Raw genomic sequence first — 18,751 nt, forward strand, 5'->3', positions numbered from 1 at the left:
GGTGGTCGCTCGTAGCGACAAAGGGTGCGGCCCGGGGCTGTCCGGACGCCGGCGGTGGGTGTCGACGTCCCACAAGCGCCTCTCGGCGGGTGGTCGCTCGAAGCGACAAAGGGTGCGGCCCGGGGCTGTCCGGACGCCGACAGGGGGTTCAACCAGCGGCTCCCGCAAGCTATTCCGGGGCAGATCTGTGACGCCCGCCACTTCGATGGGGTGTGCTCGGCGAGTCGAGGCGGTAGACGGGGTCTTCGGGCCCGAAACATTTCTTGAATGATTCCAGATTATTTTCTTGACTTATTCCAGAAAAGAGCCAGAATCGAAGCATGCACACCAACGGCGCCGATCCACGCGAGTGGCTGCGAGCAGCGGGTTTGCGGGTCACCGCCCCGCGGATCGCGGTGCTGGACGCGGTTGCCGCGCGGCCGCATTCGGATGCCGACACGGTGGCCGCCACCGTCCGGGACGCGCTGGGCTCGGTGTCCACGCAGGCTGTCTACGACGTCCTGCACGCTTGCGTGCGCGCCGGGATCCTGCGGCGGATCGAGCCCGCGGGCTCGTCCGCGCGATACGAGACCCGGATCGGTGACAACCACCACCATCTGGTGTGCCGAAGCTGCGGTGCGGTCGCGGATGTCGACTGCGCCGTGGGCGAAGCCCCATGTCTGGACCCTTCGGACGCTCACGGATTCGTGGTCGATGAAGCCGAGGTCGTCTTCTGGGGACTGTGCCCGACCTGCCGTTCCGAGTAGCGGTCCGCACCTTGCCACCCCGGGTAGCACTCCCGGGACGATGTTCACCAGCCGAGGAGTCCGATGACCAAGCCGACCACCACGAACACCGGTATCCCGGTAGAGAGCGACGACGAATCGCTCACCGCGGGCGCGCAAGGCCCGATTCTGCTGCACGACCACTACCTCATCGAGAAGCTGGCCCAGTTCAACCGGGAACGGGTGCCGGAACGCATCGTGCACGCCAAAGGGGCGGGCGCTTACGGCGAACTGGTCGTGACCAACGACGTCAGCAGGTATACCAAGGCGAAACTGTTCCAGCCCGGCGCGCGCACGGAGTCGCTGGCGCGATTCTCCACCGTGGCCGGTGAGCAGGGCAGCCCGGACACCTGGCGTGACCCGCGCGGATTCGCGGTGAAGTTCTACACCGAGGACGGCAACTACGACCTCGTCGGCAACAACACGCCCGTCTTCTTCATCAAGGACCCGATCAAGTTCCCCGACTTCATCCGGTCGCAAAAGCGCCTGCCCGGCAACGGTCTTCGCGATCACCACATGCAGTGGGATTTCTGGACCCTGCGTCCGGAGAGCGCGCACCAGGTGACCTGGCTGATGGGCGATCGCGGCATCCCGAAGACCTACCGGCACATGAACGGCTACGGATCGCACACCTATCAGTGGATCAATGCCGCGGGCGAGCGCTTCTGGGTCAAGTACCACTTCAAGACCGACCAGGGCATCGAATACCTGACCCAGGCCGACGCCGACCGGATCGCGGGCGAGGACGCCGATTACCACCGCAAGGACCTGTGGGAGGCGATCGAGCGCGGCGACTTCCCGAGCTGGACGGTGTACGTGCAGGTCATGCCGGTCGCGGAGGCGGAAGGCTACCGGTTCAACCCGTTCGACCTGACCAAGGTGTGGTCGCACAAGGACTACCCCTTGCTCGAGGTCGGCAAGTGGACGCTGAACCGCAACCCGCGCAACTACTTCGTCGATATCGAGCAGGCCGCGTTCGAGCCGTCGAATGTGGTTCCCGGCATCGGTTTCTCGCCGGACAAGATGCTGCTCGGCCGCGTCTTCGCCTACGCGGACGCGCACCGCTACCGCATCGGCACGAACTACGCGCAGTTGCCGCCGAACCAGGCCAGGGCGGCGGAGGTGAACTCCTACTCCAAGGAGGGCGCCATGCGGTACCACTACAACGAGCCGAATGTGCCGGTGTACGCGCCGAATTCGTTCGGTGGACCGCACGCCGCCCCGGAGCGGGCGCCCGACGGCGGCCTCTGGGACTTCGACCCGGCCATCGTGCGGGCAGGCTACCTCCGGCACGCCGAGGACGGTGACTTCACCCAGGCGGGCACCCTGGTCCGCGAGGTGCTCGACGACGCGCAACGCGAGCGGCTGGTGCGCAACATCGTCGGCCACGTGCTCGGCGGTGTGCGGGAACCGGTGCTCGGCAGGGTTTTCGAGTACTGGAAGAACGTGGACGCCGACCTCGGCAAGCGGGTCGAGGAGGGCGTGCGCGCCGGGCTCGACGGCAGCTCGCAGGGCTGAGCGCCCGCATCGAAGGCAGGTGTGTGTCATCGGCGCTCGCCTGCCTTCGGCGTGTCCGGCCGATCCTGTTTGCCCGGTAGGTGCCCGGGTGCCAGAGTGATGGCATGTCTCGGCTGACACGCGACCACCGGGTGGCGCTCGCCGCCGCATTGGCTCTGCTGGCCGGTTGCGGTACGGGAACGGATGCGGCGCAGCCGGGTTCGACCACATCCAGCGTCCAAGTAAGTGCCGCCGCGAACACGAGCGTGGCGGACCTGGAGGCTCGCTACGACGCGCAGATCGGGCTGTTCGCGGTGGACACCGGCACCGGCAGGACGGTGACCCACCGCGCCGACGAGCGTTTCCCGTTCCTGTCCACCTTCAAGGCGCTCGCGGCGGCCGCGCTGCTGCGTTCGCATCCGCTCGACACGGGATATTTCGATCGAGTGATCCGGTTCCACGAAGCGGATCTGGTCGAGCACTCGCCGGTGACCAGTGCGGGAGTGGCCGAGGGGATGACCATGGCGCGAGTGGCCGAGGCCGCGATCACCCGGAGCGACAACACCGCGGGCAACCTGCTGCTGCGCGAGATCGGCGGACCGGAGGGGCTCACGGCGTTCCTTCGCACGCTCGGCGATCCGGCGAGCAGGCTCGACCGCTGGGAAACGGAACTCAACACCGCGATCCCCGGTGACGAGCGGGACACCACCACGCCCGCCGCGCTGGCGGCGGACTACCGCGCTTCGGCGCTGGGCGACGCGCTCGGCGCACCCGAACGCGATCAGCTGGTCGCCTGGCTGAAGGCGAACACCACCGGCGGCGAACGCATCCGCGCGGGGTTGCCCGCGAACTGGGTCACCGGCGACAAGACGGGCACCGGCTCCTACGGCTCGGCCAACGACGTCGCGATCGTCTGGCCGGAGGGTGGCCGGGCACCGATCGTGATCGCGATCCTGAGCCGCAAGTCCGACGCGGACGCCGAGGCGAACAACGACTTGCTGGCGGAAGTGGCGAAGGTAGCTGTAGAACGTCTACGGTGACCCGCGGCGCCCGCCCCATCGAACCGATCGGCATCGCCGACTGCGCGCTTCCGTCGCCGCGGTGCGCCGGACTTCGCGGGGACTGCAGGGGGGACCTGGCCGGGTTCGGGCGGCCAGGTTCGTACACCTACAGCAGGCCCCACCAGTACAGCAGGCTGGCCAGAATCCAGACCACCACGGTTTCCATCGTCGCTCCCAATCGTTCGGCGCACTCGTGACCATCATCCCGCGATCCGGCTCCGCGCGGTAGGAGCTTGCCGGGCACCGCTTGGTAAAGGTGTATTCACCTGCGGTTTCGATCTTGCAAGGTGTTCTTAAGTGCGTGCCAAGCGCCGGCCTGCATTGTTTGTCTCGCGGGAGGAACAAGCCCAGCACCGAAGGTGCGAACCGGGGAACGACCTGTCTCGAGGGGTGACAGGCCGGACCTCGGGGGTGGTGTCCGCCGGGCCGGTCTACGAGGGGTGGCCGACCCGGTGGACGCGGATGCGGAGCGGATGCTCGCACCGGCTCTTCCTGGAGCTGACCGGCAACGACACGGTGGTTGCCGCTGCCGAAGGTAACCGATGAGTGCGGCACCGGGTCCGTAGCGGGAAGGTGTGGCTGGGCTGGTCGCGAGGGTGATCGGCCCGCCTTCTGGAACCTGTTCTAGACATGTGTGTGTTTCTGTCTTACAGTCGATACATGGTGAACGTTGCGTATCGGTCGGCTCCGGTGTTCGAACTCCGTTCCGGCCCCACTTGGGCATCGCCTTGGGAGATGTACGGGGCGCTGCGTGAGCACGATCCGGTGCAGCACGTCGTACCGGCGGCGCGCCCGGAGAACGACTACTGGGTGCTCACCCGGCACGAACACGTGTACGCGGCGGCACGCGACAGCGAAACGTATTCCTCTCGCGACGGGCTGACGGTGGAATACGGCGAACTCGATGAACTCGGCCTGACCGAAAACCCCCCGCTGGTGATGCAGGACCCGCCGCAGCACACCGACTTCCGCAAACTGGTCGCTCGCGGGTTCACCCCGCGTCAGGTCGAGGAAGTCGAGCCGGTGGTCCGCCGGTTCGTGCGCGACCGGCTCGACCACCTCGGGGCACAGGGCGGCGGTGACATCGTCGAGCAGCTGTTCAAGCCGCTGCCGAGCATGGTGGTGGCGTATTACCTCGGGGTGCCCGAACAGGACCGGGCGAGGTTCGACGGGTGGACCGACGCCGTCGTCGCTGGCAGCATCGACCGGACGAACACCAAGGCGCAGGCGGCGTCGGCGGAGATGATGGGCTACTTCGCCGGGCTGATCGAACGCAGGCGCTCCGATCCCGGTGACGACACGGTGTCACTGCTGGTCCAGGCGGGAATGGCGGCCGACGACGCGGACGTGCGCGGGCTGATCCAAATCCTCGCCTATGCCTGGACCATGGTCGCGGGCGGCAACGACACCACCACGGGCCTGCTCGGCGGCGCCGTGCAACTACTGCAACAGCACCCGGACCAGCGCGCCGCGCTCGCCGCGGAGCCGGACCGGATTCGCGTCGCGATCGAGGAGTTCGCCCGGCTCACCTCGCCGGTGCAAGGGTTGGCGCGAACCGCGACGCGCGATGTCGAACTGGCCGGGAAAACGGTACGAGCGGGGCGGAAAGTGCTGCTGGTGTTCGGGTCCGCCAACCGCGACGAGCGGGCGTTCGGCGCGGACGCCGCCGAACTGGACATCGACCGGAACCCGCAGCGCATCCTCACCTTCGGGCACGGGCCGCACCACTGTCTCGGTGCGGCGGCGGCGCGGATGCAGGCCAGGGTCGCGCTCGAGGAGCTGCTCGATCGGTTCCCCGAGTACGTGGTCGACATCGACGCGGTCGAGTACGCGAGCGGTCCGTACGTTCGCAGGCCGACTACTGTGCCGTTCCGGTGCAGGGGCTGAGCGGCGAGGTGGCGCGACCCGGACCGCGCACGTCCGCCCGCGCCGCAGCCGGTGAACCCGGCGTCGGCGGGCCGGAGAACTCGGTGCGGCGGTTCCCATCGCTGTCGGAGTGGCGCCGCGGTGCGGTGAAGTAGGAGAGGACACGGCATGAGTGGCGATTGGCTGGCCGACGGCCGCACCGAGCTGGCCGGTGAGCGCATTCTCGACGCGGTGCGCGCGCTGTTCATCGACAAGGGCGTCAGCGGGGTCGGCATGGCCGAAGTCGCCGAGGCCGCAGGCTGTTCCAGGGCGACGCTGTATCGCTACTTCGAGAATCGGCAGGCGCTGTACGTGGCCTTCGCGGGGCGGGAGGCGCGGCAGTTGATCGAGCGAGTCTGGCGCGACCGCGCGGTGCCCGCGAGCGCGGAGCCGGGGGAGCAGTTGCTCGACACGTTGACCGCGCTGCTCGCCGAGGTACGGAAAACGCCGCACCTGGCGGTCTGGTTCGAACCGTCCAACGCGGGCATCGTTGCCCAGCTGGCGAATTCGGCGGGCGTGGTGGACGCGCTGGCCACGGACTTCGTCGCCGGATTCCGCCCCGGGCTGCCCGCCGTCGCCGCCGAGCGCGTCGGGCGGTGGGTGGTGCGTGCGATGGTGTCGTTGCTGACGCTGCCCGGTGCGGGTGAAGACGAGGAACGGGCGATGCTGCGCGACTTCGTGCTGCCGTTCCTGCTCGACGACCGGACGGTCATCGCCTGATCCGGCACGTCGTCGACCGGAGCCGCGCGGGACTCCGGTCGAAGCGCGACCCCGCCGCGCCTGGGCTCAGACCGTCGCGGCCGAGTAGTCGGGCAGATCGTAGCTCTCGGTCTTGCTCAACATCCGCATCATCACCGGGCGCATTGCCTTCGACATCATCAGCTTGCTGAGGGCGTGCCCCGCGCGAATGCCGAAGCGAGACTTGGGCGTCATGGCGTTCAGGCCGCCCGGCTGCAACTGCTGGGCCGTCTTCACGAAGGGGCGCAGCACTTCCTGGTAGCGGGCCAGGCCCCAGCCGGGGTTGGCGGCGTGCGCGGCCAGCTCACCGGCGAGGACGTACGCGCCGACCAGCGCCATCGCGGTTCCCTGGCCGGTGAGCGGTGAACCGCAGTAGCCCGCGTCGCCGAGCAGGACCACTCGGCCCTCGACCCAGCTCGGCATGTCGATCCGGGCCAGCTCGTCGAAGTAGAAGTCCGGCGCCTCGGACACGGCCGCCGCGATGCGAGCCGATTCCCAGCCGCCGCCGGCCAGGCGGTCGCGGATGAACTGCTGCTGTGCGGCGACATCCCGCCGCAGCGCGGGATCGGCTGCCGCGCGGATCACCACGAGCGCCTTGCAGGTGGCCGGGTCGGCGTCGGGACGCATGCCCAGCCCGGTGGCGCCCACCAGCGAGTGCATCGTGAACCAGTGCGGCTCGAGGTCTTGCGGGCGCGCCAACGTGAAGAACGACATGTATCCGCCCAGGTACGTCGCGAACTTTTCCTCGGGGCCGAAGACCATCCGGCGGGTGGCCGAGTGCAGCCCGTCCGCGCCGATCACGATGTCGAACCGTTCGGCCGCACCGGAGGCGAACGTGACGTCGACGCCCGCGTCGTCCTGCCGGATCTCGGTGATCCACTCGCCGTACCGGTAGTCGACGCCGCCCTCCGCGGCGAGCAAGTCGAGCAGTACCTGGTTGAGATCCCCTCGGGTGATCTCGATTTCGGCGACCGCGCCCTTGCCGTCGAAGAGTTCGGCGGGCATGCGGAGGATCTCGCGGCCCGCGTCGTCGACGTACTTCATGCCCCGCTCGTCGAGCTGGTAGTCGCGGATGCCCGGCATCAAGCCCATCCGCTCGGCCACCTCGCGACTGGGCCCGCGCAGGTCGACGGCCTGCCCGCCGGGCCGCGGCGCCGCGGCACGCTCCACGACGGTGGCCCGGATGCCGGACCGGAGCAGTTGCAGCGCGACGGCATTGCCGCCGATGCCGCCACCGGCGACGAGCACGCGGAGCTGGCTGCTTACGGATTTGGCGCTCATGACTTTCCTCGACTCCCACTGGATTGACCAAATGTCTTAGACATATGTCTAACACAGACTGGCACAACTGTCTAGCACAAATGTCTAACCAGGTGGACAGGGCAATGGCCCATGGCGGCGAGGAGCACTCGCGGCCATGGGCCATCGGTGAAAAGCGCGACCTAGGAACGACGCTGGAGGTAGGTGCGCCAGCTCGCGAGATGGGTGATGTCGGTCGCGGCGCTCGCGGCATCGTAGGTGCAGGTGAAACCGACCACCTCGCGGCCGTCGGCGAGTTCGATGCTGGTCAGGGCCATGGGAGCGGGAAGCTCGGCGAGGAACGCGCCCAATCCGGCGGTGGAGACGCGGAACAGTTCTCCTTCGATCGGGGCGCCGCGGCCCGGTCCGTGCCGCACCAGTCCCGGCTTGGGCGGCGTGGTGTCGAGAGCGGTCAGCCGGTAGGCGTCGGTGGTCCGGATCTCGCCGAGAAAGCGCGCGCCGAGTTGCTCGAGCTGGAAGTGCAGCGGCTGTCCGCGCAGGTGTGCTCCGAAGACGGCGAGGTCGACACCGCGATCGACCAGCAGCGGCGAGCTTTCCGAACCGAGCAGGCGGGCGGCGAGGTCGACGGCCACCTGATCGGCGAAGGCGGGGGTGACCAGCATGACTCCGAACGGCGCGCCGTCGGCGGTGGACGCGCCGGGGACGGCGACGGCGGCCATGTCCAGCAGATTGCAGAAATTGGTGTATGTGCCCATCCGCCGGTTGATTCCGATCGGATCGGCTCGCACCGCTGCGATGCTGGGGTGTTCGGTGGTCGTCGGCAGCAGCAGTGCGTCGAAGCCGTGCAGCAGTCCGGCGGCCGCCGCCTTCGCGCGGGCCAGCCGCTCGAGATCGGCGGCGAACGCCGTGCCGGTCTTCTCCCGCGCCGCGCCGATGATCGCGGTGACCGTGGGGTCGGCGCCCGCGGGAGCGGTGTCCAGGAACGCGCCCACCGCGGCATAACGTTCGGCGACGAGCGCACCGTCGTAGAGCAATAGCGCGGCGTCGATCAGGACGGAGATGTCGATTTCCTCGGTCTTCGCGCCGATATCGGCGACACCGGCGACGGTGCGGGCGAACGCTTCCCGATACGGCTCGCCGAGCGCGGTCAGGTCCTCCGGGCGCGGCACGGCGATGCGCGGCGCGAGCGGGGCGGCCAGCCGGACGTCGGCGGGCCAGGTCCGGCTGCGCGGGTCGCGCGGCTCGGGGCCCGCCATCACCGCGGCCGCGGCGACCGCCGAGTCGAGGTCGGCGGCGAAGACCGTGACGGCGTCGTAATCGGCGCAGGCGGGCACGGTCCCATGCGCCGGGATCATTCCCAAGGTGGGCTTGATGCCGACGATCCCGTGCAGTGCCGCGGGCACGCGGCCGGACCCGGCGGTGTCGGTGCCGATGCCGATGTCCGCGATGCCGAGTGCCACCGCGGCGGCGGAACCGGAACTGGACCCGCCCGCCACCAGCTCCGGATAGTGGGCGTTGCGCACCGCGCCGTACGGGCTGCGCGTCCCGACCAGCCCGGTGGCGAACTGATCCAGGTTCGTCTTTCCCAGCACCAGCGCCCCGGCCGCGAGCAATCGCTCGATCGCCGCCGCGGTCACCTCCGGCAGGTAGGCGAACTCCGGGCAGGCCGCGGTGGTCGGCAGGCCCGCCACATCGATGTTGTCCTTCACCGCCACCAGAACTCCGGCCAGCGGCAAGGATTCTCCGGCGGCGAGCCGCCGCGCGAGGGTGGCCGCTTCGGCGGCGACCTCGGATTCCGGTCGCAGGGTGATCCACACCTCCGGCCGATCGACCTCGGCGATCCGCCGATAAGCGGCCGCGACGCGTTCGACGGGGTCGGCCGCCGTATTGCCTAGGACGCCTGCGGGCATTCAGTCGACTCCGATCACTACTAGTGGCGTGCCCGGCTCCACCTTGGCGCCGGGTGTGGTCAGTACCTTCAGCACGGTGCCCGCACTCGGGCTGTGCACGGGTAGTTCGAGTTTCATCGCCTCCAGGACGGCCACCGGCGCACCGGCCGCGACCTGCTGACCCGGTTCGACTTCCACCCGCCAGACATTGCCGATCATCGGCGCCGACACCACCGTCGCGTCGGCGGGTAGCCCGGCGAGCGGGTTGTCGATCGGGGCGGCGACGGGCGCGACCGTGCTGCGCTCGAATTCGCCCGCCGCCCGCCACGCGTCCTTCTCCGCCTCGAACGCGGCGGCCTGTCCGGCCTCGAACTCGGCGATGGCGTCGGCCTCGGTCCGCAACAGGCGCAGGTGGTCGGCGAGCGCGAAACTGCCCTCGCTCACCTCGGCGTCGAACCTGCCCGCCTCGGCCGCGCGCCGGTACTCGAGCAACTGTTGCGCGCCGACCGGCTCCCAGACGATGCGATCGAAGAACCGGAACAGCCAGGGCGTGCCCGGTTCGAACGGCGCGGACTGCCGGTAGCTGGACCAGATCGGCACGGTGCGCCCGATCAGTTGATAGCCGCCCGGGGAGGCCATTCCGTAGACGCACAGGTACTTACCGCCGATGCCGACGGCATCCGACGGGGTCCAGGTGCGCGCCGGGTTGTATTTGGTGGTGACCAGGCGGTGCCGCGGATCCAGCGGAACCGCCAGCGGCGCACCGAGGTATACGTCCCCGAGTCCGAGCACCAGATACTCGGCGTCGAAGACGGTGGTGCGCACATCGTCCACGCAGGCGAGCCCGTTGATACGGCGGATGAACTCGATGTTCGACGGCAGCCATGGCGCGGTGTCGCGCACACCGCTGCGGTAACGGTCGATGGCTTCGGCGATGGACGGGTCGTCGAACGACAGCGGTAACCGGATGGTGCGGCTCGGCACCACCAGGTCGGTCGTGGCGGGCAGCTCGAGTTCGAGGTCGGTCAACGTGCCGAGCAACCGATACAGCGGCAGCACCGCGGGGTCGAAGTGGATGTGCAGGGACCGGACGCCGGGCGTCACGTCGAGAATGCCGGGCAGCCGGACGCCCGCGAGGCTTTCGGCCAGCGCGTGCACCCGCATGCGCAGCCCGAGATCGAGCACCATCTTGCCGTATTCGACCAGGACGTTGTCGTCCCCGCCGCGCAGGTACCGCACCCGCGGACGGTCCAGCGACGCCTCGAGTCCGCCGAGAACACCGCGATCACGCAGGGCCGCGGCAGCATCGGTGACCAGCTCCGGCACGTGACCGCCATCGGACGAACGCAACGCCGCCGCCTTGTCGTCGTCGACCGGCACGAACCGCACCGAGTCGCCGGGACGCAACTGGCCCATCCGCCAGCGATGCGCGGACACCACCGTCAGCGGACAGGCGAATCCGCCGAGGCTCGGGCCGTCGGGCCCGAGCAGGATGGGCGTGTCACCGGAGACGTTCAGCGCGCCCACGCTGTAGGGGTTGTCGTGCAGGTTGGACGGGTGCAGCCCGGCCTCGCCGCCGTCGGTGCGCGACCAGGCCGGTTTCGGGCCCTCCAAGCGGATGCCGGTGCGATTGGCGTGGCTGCCGACCCGCCACGGGTGCGTGCAGAACTGGATCATGTCGTCGTCGGTGAAGTACGCGGAGGTCTGCGGGCCGATGCCTACCGCGAGCTGCCACTCGTGGGTGAAACGGGGCCGCTCATCCGGCGGCACCGTGGCGGGTGAGCCGAGTGCGCTCGCGTCGGCCGGGGCGATGCCGAGCACGTCGCCGGTGGTTACGGCGCTACCGGTCACCCCGCCGAATCCGCCGAGGGTGAAGGTGGCCGCGCTGCCGTGATAGAGCGGCGCGTCGATGCCGCCGCGCACCGCCAGATAGGTGCGCAGGCCGGTGTCGGTGGGTGCGCCGATGTCCAGTACCGCGCCCGCGGCCACCGTGACGGGCTCCCACATGGACACCGAGCGGCCGTCCACCGTCACCGGAGCAGGCGCACCGGTCACGCACACGACGGTGGCATCGGAGAAGCGCAATCGCGGGCCCTCCAGGGTGCATTCGAGCGCGGGGGCCCCGGCCGGGTTGCCGACCGCGGTGTTGGCGAGGGTGAAGGAGAGGTCGTCCATCGGGCCGGACGGCGGAATGCCGACGTTCCACAGGCCGATCCGACCGGGGTGGTCCTGCACCGTGGTCATGGTCCCGCCGCGCAGTACGTCGATGCGTCGGCCGGCCGGGCGGATCTCGGCCAGCGTGGTGGTGGTGTGCTCGGTGCGCAGGACCCGGCCCTCGGCCGTGGCCTGGCGCAGTTGCGGCAGGTTCGTCTGCACGCCGTAGATCCGCGTGGCGGCGAGCGCGGTGCGCAGTGCGGCGAAGGCGTCCGCTCGGCTCTCGCCCGCGCTGATCACCTTCGCCAGCAACGGGTCGTAATACGGGCTGACCTCCGAACCGGTGTCGACCCACGTGTCGACCCGCACGTCAGCCGGGAAGCGCGCGGCCGTGATCAGGCCCGCGCTGGGGCGGTAATCGTGGCCGGGATCTTCCGCGTAGACGCGGGCCTCCACCGCGTGACCGGTGATCGCAGGACCGCTCTCGGGCAGTTCGTCCACCATCGAGGTGTCCCCGCCGGCCAGGCGCAGCATCCACTCCACCAGATCGACGCCGGTGACCGCCTCGGTGACCGGATGTTCCACCTGCAAGCGAGTGTTCATCTCCAGGAACGACGCGGCCCCGCTGTCGGCGTCGTAGACGAATTCCACCGTCCCGGCCGAGCGGTACCCGACCGAGCGGGCGAGTTCCCGGGACGCGGCGAGCAGGCGCTCCGACAGTTGCGCGGTGAGTCCCGGCGCGGGCGCCTCCTCGATCACCTTCTGGTTGCGGCGTTGCAGCGAGCAGTCCCTGGTGCCGAGGCTGACGACGCGGCCGTGGCCGTCACCGAACAACTGCACTTCGACGTGCCTGGCCCGTGCGACGAAACGTTCCAGGAAGACGCCCGCCGAACCGAAATTCGCCGCCGCGATGCGCTGCACGCGCTCGTAGGCCGCGCGCACCTCGTCCGGGCCGAAACAAGCCTGCATGCCGATGCCGCCACCGCCGCCGACCGCCTTGAGCATCACGGGAAAGCCGATCCGCTCCGCCTCCGCCACCGCGTGATCGGCCGCTTCGAGCAGGTCACTGCCCGGAATGAGCGGTACGCCGACCGCACGCGCCGCCGTACGGGCGGTGTGCTTGTCGCCGAAGACGCGCAGCTGCTCGGCAGTCGGGCCGACGAACGCGATGCCCGCCTCCTCCACGACGGTGGCGAACTCCGCGTTCTCCGAGAGGAATCCGTAGCCGGGATGAATGGCCCCGGCCCCGGTCGCGAGCGCCGCATCGACCACCAGGTCGGCGCGCAAGTACGACTCCGCGGCCGGGCCAGGACCCAGACGCACGGCGACGTCGGCCATCTCGACGTGCGCCGCGCCGACATCCGCGTCGGAGTACACCGCGACCGTCTTCAGCCCGAGTGCCCGGGCGGTACGCATGATGCGGCACGCGATCTCGCCGCGGTTCGCGACGAGCACCGCATCGAATTCCAGTCCCACTACCGCTCCTCGCTATTCCGTGGCCAGCGACATCGCCGCGATCGCGCGGGTGACCCGTTCGAGCACCACGTCCAGCGATTCACCGATATGCGTGTGCAACAGCCGGTACGCGAGCGGGAGATCGTCCGCCAGCACGGCGTCGAGGATGCCCAGGTGCTCGGCGATGGTGGTCTCGATCCGGTTGTTGACCATGAAGTCGTACATGCGCACGTGGCGGATGCGGGAATTCACCGCTTTGAGCGCCCGCACCATCTCGGTGTTGCCCGCCGCGGTGAGCAGCGTGACGTGGAATTCCTCGTCGCGCACCACGAAACCGGGCTCCTGTTCCGGCGGGTCGGCGCGCAGCTCCAGCCATGCGGCGCGCTCGGATTCCAGCAGCTCCCGGTCGTGCGTGACCGCGGGATTGGTCATCGCGCGCTGAAGGCCGCCCAGTTCCAGGGTGATTCGCAACTCGTACAGGTCCCGGATCAGCGGGATGCTCGGGCGGACCGGACTGAAGCCGTATTCCTCGCGTTGCAGCAGTCCGTCCGAGCACAGGACGGTCAGCGCTTCGCGGATCGGTGTGCGCGAAATGCCGAATCGCGCGGAGAGTTTCGGCTCGGTCAGACGTTCGCCGAACTTGATGTCCCCGTTCATGAGCTCGCTGCGCAGTGCCGCGTACACCACGTCGCGTAGGGATTTGCCCGCCGCGTCCGCCAGGGTCGCTATCCGTGTCGACATGGCTGTATACGCTATTGACCTCGCATGTCGATGGGATGTCCGTAAGTTATCGCCGCGTTAGCGTCTGCTCACCGCGTCGCTCGTGGCGCGGTGCCCGGACGACGGGTCGGCGAAACGGAATCTCGTCTCGGATCGACAGACTCAGCAGAATCACCGGGTGGGTTGTCCATCAGCGAAGCAACAAGGAGACGATATGAAGCGCAGCACGAAGCTCGCCGGAGCACTCGCCGCCGTGGCGGTGGCGCCGATCCTCGCGGCCGGTAACGCCCAAGCGGACCCGGGCACGGTCTACTTCTCGGTGGGCAGCATGAACTGCGCGATTTTCGCGGACGGCGCGCTCGGATGTGATTTCGCCTCGCCCATGCGTTTGAGCTACTACGTCGGCGACACCTACATCCCGGTGCCGGTGACGGTGAACGAGATCGCGATCGACCAGCCTTGGCTGCCCGCGCATCCCACGTTCGACCCGGCCGCGGCGTACACCCTGGCGGGCGGCAATCCCAGCATCTACGACGTGAAGACCGGTTCGGGGCAATGGGGTCCGACCATCGAGCACGCGGGCGCGTCGTGCCAGGTCGGCTTCCACGGCAGCTTCACCTGCCAGGCGCTGGGCCGGGGCTTCACGTCCTATGGCGGTACGGTCGTCGCGTGATCGTGCGGCGGCGCGCCCACGGTCGGCGGGCGCGCCGCCGGGCTACCGGCCGCCGGTGCCGTTGAGCCGGATCACCTGCGCGTTCACCGTGCTCGCCGCGTCACCGGCCAGATAGGCGACCACCGCGCCCGGCTCGGCCGGCTCGAGCGCGGCGAGGGTGGTCTCGAGTTCCGCGTTGTCGGTCGTGCCGACGCCGTAGCTGACCGTGTTGACGGTGATCCGCCGCGGCACGAAGTCCGGGGCCACGGCCTGGCCGAGTTGCTCGACCGCGCCGCGCGTCGCGTCGTGCACCGCGCTGCCCGGGTCGGCGGGATCGCAGACGGTGATGATCCGGCCCTCGTCGGCCAAATGCTGCAAGGCCAGCTGCAGGCCGTGGAATACGCCCTTCACCGTCGCCGCGAAAGCGCTGTCGAACGCCTCCGAGCTGAGCTTCGGGAACGGCTCGGACTCCGGTACCGCCGCGGTGTTGACCAGCAGGTGCCAGCCGCCGCATTCGTCGAGCAGCGCCTGCACCAGCTCCTCGTACTCACCGCGATCGGCGATGTCCGCCGCCAGTGCCAGCGCCGAGCCGCCTGCCTCGGTGATCTCCTTCACCACGTCCGCGGCGGGCTCCGGAAAGTGCGGATGGTGCACCACGACCTGTGCACCCTGCGCGGCAAGCGTTTTCGCGATCGACCGGCCGATTCCGGTGTAGGCCGCCGTAACCAGGGCGGTCTTCCCGGACAGCGGTTTGTCCGCGGGCACGCTATCGACGGGCTTGCTCATCTGCCGACCTTTCGTCGATTGCGGAAATAAGGCTTCAGCGATGATATTCCCGCATACCAGCGGTCCAACCTACGACGGACCGCCGACCGTCATCGTGTCGGGTTCGTCGGCAATGGCGAGCGGCCGCAATGCCCGTGGGACGGGCAGGGCGAAACCGATGCCCAAGTCCCCTCGCGCGCAGGCATGCATGGTGCCGAGCCTACGCATCCGGATCGGCCAACCTCACGAAAGCTGCTGGTGCACAGACGAATTCGGGCCAGCGCGGGTAGCTATGCGGCGGTGAACGGGTCGTCGGCCATTGCGGACGTCGGATCGACGCGGCGTCGGCGCAGGTAGGAGGGCCGTCACAGCGAACCCCATTCGGTCGCGGGTGGCGGTCGACCCTGCTTTTCGCTGCCCTCGGGTATCGGCGCCGCCACTGTCCTCGATAACGAGGAAGGCCCCCGACCGTGAACCGGTCAGGGGCCTTCCTGTCGTCTCAACCACGAGTCGGGGTGACAGGATTTGAACCTGCGACCTCTTCGTCCCGAACGAAGCGCGCTACCAAGCTGCGCCACACCCCGTGAAGTGGACCTGGAGTAGCTTACAACAGGGCGGCCCGAGACGTTAAACCGGCAGGTCAGTCAGCCTGCGAGGGGGCGGATGCTGGCGAAGATGCGCTTGGCGGTATCGGCGTCGAGGGCGTGCGGTACGCCGGTGTCGGCGGCGATCACCATGACGAAGTTCCCGTTGTCGTTGGGGAACGCCGCGGTGTACACGGAGTACGCCTTCGCGCAGCCGGGCTTGGCGTCGGTGACGGTGCCCTTGGTCTCCACGAACATGCCGTGCTGGGAGCCGTCCAGCGAAGCCAGCGGCATGGGCAGAGCGGGTGTGCCGCCGGGCGTCGCCTTATAGGCGAGTGTGGCGGTCTTGACGCCGAGTTCGGTGGCCGCCTTTCCCGGGTCGGAGGTCCCCGAGCCGGTGAGGAAAGCGACGGTCCGGGTCGATCCGGGGCAGTAGCCCTTGCCCTCGCTGGCCAGGCCTTTACCCGCGACGGCGTTCGGGGGCTCGCCGAAGCCGCCGATGGTGCCTTGCGGCGCGATCGTCCAGTCGCCGGGCACGTCGTAGGCTGCGCCGCTGTCGGGCGCTCTGACGACCTGATATCCGGGGATCACCGGTGTTTTGTCACCGGAGCCCCGCGCGGTCGTCGTGGGTGCCGCTTTGGTCGTGGTCCGAGTGGGGGCGTCCACCGTCGTGGTGGTGAGGGCGTTCACCATCGATGGAGCGGTGTCCCGAGCGGAATCATCGTCCGTCTTCATCGTGCTCAGGGCTACCACCCCGGCCACGAGACCGGCCACCAGCAGCACCGCCAGGCCAGCGGACAGCACGAGCTTTCCTCGGCCGCTCCCGTTCGGAGGGTTCGGTGGTGGTCCTCCGAATCCGCCTTGCGGGCCGTAGCCGGGCTGATACCGGCCATCCGGCGGGGTGCCGTACTGCACCGGGCCACCTGCGGGTTGCCACTGCGAAGCCTGGACCGGCCGACCGAACCGATCGGCGCCCGGATAGCCGAGCTGGGGCGGCGCCTGGCCACCGGGGCCCGGCGTCCAGTTGCCGAAGGGGGCGGGCTGGTCGAGTGCGCCGAGCGGCTGTCCGAGCATCGTCGGATCGTTGCGCCCGTGGACGAGATCCTGCGGGGGCCACTGGTCGGAGGGTGTCTGCCCCGGGGATGGGGCCGACCTGGTGGGATCGTCGCGTCCCGGGGTTCCTGGCCGTCGGCTGACCCACTCGGCGAGCACGGTCGGCTCGGCCGGTGTGGGCGGCTGCGAGCCCGAGTCGCTGTCCGACAGCCGAGATGTCGGTGGGTCGCTCTGCCCGCCGGGTTGCCACTGGAGTGTCGGGGCGGGCTCTGGGTTCGGCTGCCACTGCGTGGCTGGGTCGGCCTGCCCCGGATATACCGGCTCGCCGCCGTCACCTGTCGCGGCTCCCGGTTGCCACGGAGACATCGGGGCAGGCCCGTTCGAGGTCGGCTGCCCCGGTGCGCCGCGCTGCCAAGGCGTGACAGGGGGGCGTGCCGGTTCGTCGTACCCGCCCGGCTGCCAGGGGGACCACTCTTGGGGGCCACCGGCTCCTGCGTCCGGTGGCCGGGCGCCGGCGTCTCCCGCCGGAGGAAACGCGGAATGCGGTGCGGGGAAGGACTGTTGCCGAGGATCCGGCGGCCCGGCGGGCCGTCCCATGATCGTCGGGTCGTCGCGCCGATCGTCGAATCCACTCACAGTTGTCCCCTACCTGCCACACGTCTCGGCAGGGGACCTTAGCGGGCGACGGCCTCCGATGCCGACACTCCGTGGCCCGTGTCGGCTCCCGGTCGCTTCGGCGGCGCGGCGACCAGCGTCAACATGGTCGCCTCCGGACGGCAGCAGAAACGGTACGGCGCCCACGGGGAGGTGCCGACACCCGCGGAGACGTGCAACCGGGTGTGCTCGCCCCACTTCGAGGAACCCTTCACCCGGGACCGGTCGATTCCGCAGTTGGTGACCAGCGCGCCGTAGCCGGGCAGGCACAACTGGCCGCCATGGGTGTGCCCCGCCAGCACCAGGTCGTACCCGTCCTCGGCGAAGCGGTCCAGCACGCGGGGCTCGGGGGAGTGGGTGAGGCCGAGCCGCAGATCGGCCAGCGGGTTCGGGGCGCCTGCGACGGTGTCGTACCGGTCGCGCTGCAGGTGCGGATCGTCGACGCCGGCGGTGGCGATGCGGATACCGGCCACCTCGAGGTCGCGGCGCACGTGCGTCAGGTCGAGCCAGCCGCGCTCGGTGAAGGCCGCGCGCAGGTCTTTCCACGGCAGCGGAGCGCCGTAGGTGCGGCGGTGGTCCTTCTTGAAGTACTTCAGCGGGTTCTTCGCCACCGGCGCGAAATAGTCGTTGCTGCCGAAAACGAAAAGCCCCGGGCGGGAGAGCAATCCGCCGAGGGCCTGGACCACCGCGGGCACCGACTTCTGGTGCGAGAGGTTGTCGCCGGTGTTGATCACCAGGTCCGGCTCCAGCCGGTCCAGTTCCCGCAGCCACTGCTGCTTGAGCTTCTGCCCGGGCGTCATGTGCAGGTCACTGAGGTGGAGCACCCGCAGCGACGACGACCCCGGCGCCAGCACAGGCATGGTCGCCTCCCGTAGGACGAAGGCGTTGCGTTCGACCAGCGAGGCGTAGCCGATTCCGGCCACCGCGGCCCCGGCGGCTCCCAGCGCGGTCGTACGTACAGCAGAGGTCGAGATCACGGGCATTTGCCCAGCATAGGTGACCTCGCTCAGGAGCGCCGAGTGTGTTTCCGCACAAGCGCCCCTTTTCTCGGCGGGAAATCGGGCCGCGCGGCAAATGTAGTGGGACCACCGCCCCGGAGCCGCTACCGTGAGCGGCATGTCGGAACTCAAATCGCAGCTGCGAGCGGATCTCACCGCCGCGATGAAAGCCAAGGACACGCTGCGCCTTTCCACGTTGCGGATGTTGCTGTCGGCGATCCAGACCGCCGAGGTCGCCGGCACCCAGGCGCGTGAGCTCACCGACGCCGAGGTCGTCTCCGTGCTGCAGAAGGAGTCGAAGAAGCGCAGCGAATCCGCCGAGGTATACACGCAGGCCGGGCGCGGCGAGTTGGCGGCGAACGAGCACGCCGAGGCGCGCATCATCGACGAGTATCTGCCGACCCAGTTGACCGACGCCGAAGTCGCCGACCTCGCCGACACCGCCATCGCACAAGTCGCCGAGGAGATCGGCGAGCGTCCCGGCATGCGCCAGATGGGGCAGGTCATGAAGATCGCCACCGGGCTCGCCGCGGGCAAGGCCGACGGCTCGCGCATTTCGGCCGCAGTGAAGGCGCGGCTGTAGGACCGCGACGAGAAAAGGG

The 18,751-nt window shown here is 69.4% G+C and carries 15 protein-coding genes and 1 tRNA gene; 7 read left to right on the plus strand and 9 right to left on the minus strand.

Annotation, left to right across the window (positions count from 1 at the left end):
* Nucleotides 1-320: 320 nt before the first annotated feature.
* From ON29_RS02350 to bla, 3 genes are all read left to right on the plus strand, one after another.
* Nucleotides 321-746, plus strand: coding sequence for a Fur family transcriptional regulator (locus tag ON29_RS02350; protein ID WP_040864442.1), 426 nt, complete (start codon nt 321-323; stop codon nt 744-746).
* Nucleotides 747-809: 63 nt separating this feature from the next.
* Nucleotides 810-2,282, plus strand: coding sequence for a catalase (locus ON29_RS02355; RefSeq protein WP_040864443.1), 1,473 nt, complete (start codon nt 810-812; stop codon nt 2,280-2,282).
* 104 nt (nt 2,283-2,386) lie between these two features.
* A complete protein-coding gene (gene bla / locus ON29_RS02360) occupies nt 2,387-3,301 on the plus strand; it encodes a class A beta-lactamase (protein WP_040864444.1) in 915 nt (304 codons plus the stop codon).
* Between the two features lie 127 nt (nt 3,302-3,428).
* Here bla and ON29_RS35550 read toward each other — a convergent pair whose 3' ends face one another.
* Complete coding sequence (locus tag ON29_RS35550; protein ID WP_157172633.1) at nt 3,429-3,566, minus strand: hypothetical protein; 138 nt, start codon at nt 3,564-3,566, stop codon at nt 3,429-3,431.
* 416 nt (nt 3,567-3,982) lie between these two features.
* Between ON29_RS35550 and ON29_RS02365 the strand changes: the two genes are divergently transcribed.
* Together ON29_RS02365 and ON29_RS02370 are read left to right on the plus strand one after the other, a co-directional pair.
* Nucleotides 3,983-5,209, plus strand: coding sequence for a cytochrome P450 (locus ON29_RS02365; RefSeq protein WP_040864445.1), 1,227 nt, complete (start codon nt 3,983-3,985; stop codon nt 5,207-5,209).
* Nucleotides 5,210-5,356: 147 nt separating this feature from the next.
* The gene (locus ON29_RS02370; RefSeq protein ID WP_040864446.1) at nt 5,357-5,947 is read left to right on the plus strand and encodes a TetR/AcrR family transcriptional regulator; all 591 of its coding nucleotides are present in this window, start codon (nt 5,357-5,359) and stop codon (nt 5,945-5,947) included.
* A gap of 66 nt (nt 5,948-6,013) precedes the next feature.
* Here ON29_RS02370 and ON29_RS02375 read toward each other — a convergent pair whose 3' ends face one another.
* The 4 genes from ON29_RS02375 to ON29_RS02390 form a co-directional block, all read right to left on the minus strand.
* Nucleotides 6,014-7,246, minus strand: coding sequence for an FAD-dependent monooxygenase (locus ON29_RS02375; RefSeq protein ID WP_040864447.1), 1,233 nt, complete (start codon nt 7,244-7,246; stop codon nt 6,014-6,016).
* Nucleotides 7,247-7,407: 161 nt separating this feature from the next.
* The gene (gene atzF / locus ON29_RS02380) at nt 7,408-9,135 is read right to left on the minus strand and encodes an allophanate hydrolase (RefSeq protein WP_040864448.1); all 1,728 of its coding nucleotides are present in this window, start codon (nt 9,133-9,135) and stop codon (nt 7,408-7,410) included.
* Nucleotides 9,136-12,684 (minus strand): urea carboxylase, encoded by a 3,549-nt coding sequence (gene uca, locus ON29_RS02385; protein ID WP_051174809.1) that lies wholly within the window; start codon nt 12,682-12,684, stop codon nt 9,136-9,138.
* 72 nt (nt 12,685-12,756) lie between these two features.
* Entirely contained in the window at nt 12,757-13,464 is a 708-nt protein-coding gene (locus ON29_RS02390) for a GntR family transcriptional regulator (RefSeq protein WP_051174800.1), read from the minus strand.
* 193 nt (nt 13,465-13,657) lie between these two features.
* On the opposite strand from ON29_RS02390, the gene ON29_RS02395 reads away from it, so the two are divergent.
* Nucleotides 13,658-14,116, plus strand: coding sequence for a hypothetical protein (locus tag ON29_RS02395; protein WP_040864450.1), 459 nt, complete (start codon nt 13,658-13,660; stop codon nt 14,114-14,116).
* 42 nt (nt 14,117-14,158) lie between these two features.
* On the opposite strand, the gene ON29_RS02400 is transcribed toward ON29_RS02395, so the two are convergent.
* The 4 genes from ON29_RS02400 to ON29_RS02415 form a co-directional block, all read right to left on the minus strand.
* Complete coding sequence (locus tag ON29_RS02400; protein ID WP_051174801.1) at nt 14,159-14,881, minus strand: SDR family NAD(P)-dependent oxidoreductase; 723 nt, start codon at nt 14,879-14,881, stop codon at nt 14,159-14,161.
* A gap of 489 nt (nt 14,882-15,370) precedes the next feature.
* Nucleotides 15,371-15,444 (minus strand) — tRNA-Pro (locus ON29_RS02405).
* A gap of 60 nt (nt 15,445-15,504) precedes the next feature.
* The gene (locus tag ON29_RS02410; RefSeq protein ID WP_040864451.1) at nt 15,505-16,518 is read right to left on the minus strand and encodes a DUF8017 domain-containing protein; all 1,014 of its coding nucleotides are present in this window, start codon (nt 16,516-16,518) and stop codon (nt 15,505-15,507) included.
* Between the two features lie 653 nt (nt 16,519-17,171).
* Nucleotides 17,172-18,134 (minus strand): metallophosphoesterase, encoded by a 963-nt coding sequence (locus ON29_RS02415; protein ID WP_040864452.1) that lies wholly within the window; start codon nt 18,132-18,134, stop codon nt 17,172-17,174.
* Between the two features lie 133 nt (nt 18,135-18,267).
* Between ON29_RS02415 and ON29_RS02420 the strand changes: the two genes are divergently transcribed.
* The gene (locus tag ON29_RS02420; protein ID WP_040864453.1) at nt 18,268-18,732 is read left to right on the plus strand and encodes a GatB/YqeY domain-containing protein; all 465 of its coding nucleotides are present in this window, start codon (nt 18,268-18,270) and stop codon (nt 18,730-18,732) included.
* The last annotated feature ends 19 nt before the right edge of the window (nt 18,733-18,751 follow it).

This window comes from Nocardia exalbida NBRC 100660 (genome assembly GCF_000308575.1).
Classification (GTDB): Bacteria; Actinomycetota; Actinomycetes; order Mycobacteriales; family Mycobacteriaceae; genus Nocardia; species Nocardia exalbida.

Bases quoted from the DNA above. Each gene is read 5' to 3' on its own strand.
- ON29_RS02400 (WP_051174801.1), bottom strand. From the start codon at position 14,881: ATGAGCAAGCCCGTCGATAGCGTGCCCGCGGACAAACCGCTGTCCGGG.
- ON29_RS02415 (WP_040864452.1), bottom strand. From the start codon at position 18,134: ATGCCCGTGATCTCGACCTCTGCTGTACGTACGACCGCGCTGGGAGCC.
- bla (WP_040864444.1), top strand. From the start codon at position 2,387: ATGTCTCGGCTGACACGCGACCACCGGGTGGCGCTCGCCGCCGCATTG.
- ON29_RS02420 (WP_040864453.1), top strand. From the start codon at position 18,268: ATGTCGGAACTCAAATCGCAGCTGCGAGCGGATCTCACCGCCGCGATG.
- atzF (WP_040864448.1), bottom strand. From the start codon at position 9,135: ATGCCCGCAGGCGTCCTAGGCAATACGGCGGCCGACCCCGTCGAACGC.
- ON29_RS02370 (WP_040864446.1), top strand. From the start codon at position 5,357: ATGAGTGGCGATTGGCTGGCCGACGGCCGCACCGAGCTGGCCGGTGAG.
- ON29_RS02410 (WP_040864451.1), bottom strand. From the start codon at position 16,518: ATGCTCGGACAGCCGCTCGGCGCACTCGACCAGCCCGCCCCCTTCGGC.
- uca (WP_051174809.1), bottom strand. From the start codon at position 12,684: ATGCGTACCGCCCGGGCACTCGGGCTGAAGACGGTCGCGGTGTACTCC.
- ON29_RS02355 (WP_040864443.1), top strand. From the start codon at position 810: ATGACCAAGCCGACCACCACGAACACCGGTATCCCGGTAGAGAGCGAC.
- ON29_RS02350 (WP_040864442.1), top strand. From the start codon at position 321: ATGCACACCAACGGCGCCGATCCACGCGAGTGGCTGCGAGCAGCGGGT.
- ON29_RS02365 (WP_040864445.1), top strand. From the start codon at position 3,983: ATGGTGAACGTTGCGTATCGGTCGGCTCCGGTGTTCGAACTCCGTTCC.
- ON29_RS02375 (WP_040864447.1), bottom strand. From the start codon at position 7,246: ATGAGCGCCAAATCCGTAAGCAGCCAGCTCCGCGTGCTCGTCGCCGGT.
- ON29_RS02390 (WP_051174800.1), bottom strand. From the start codon at position 13,464: ATGTCGACACGGATAGCGACCCTGGCGGACGCGGCGGGCAAATCCCTA.
- ON29_RS02395 (WP_040864450.1), top strand. From the start codon at position 13,658: ATGAAGCGCAGCACGAAGCTCGCCGGAGCACTCGCCGCCGTGGCGGTG.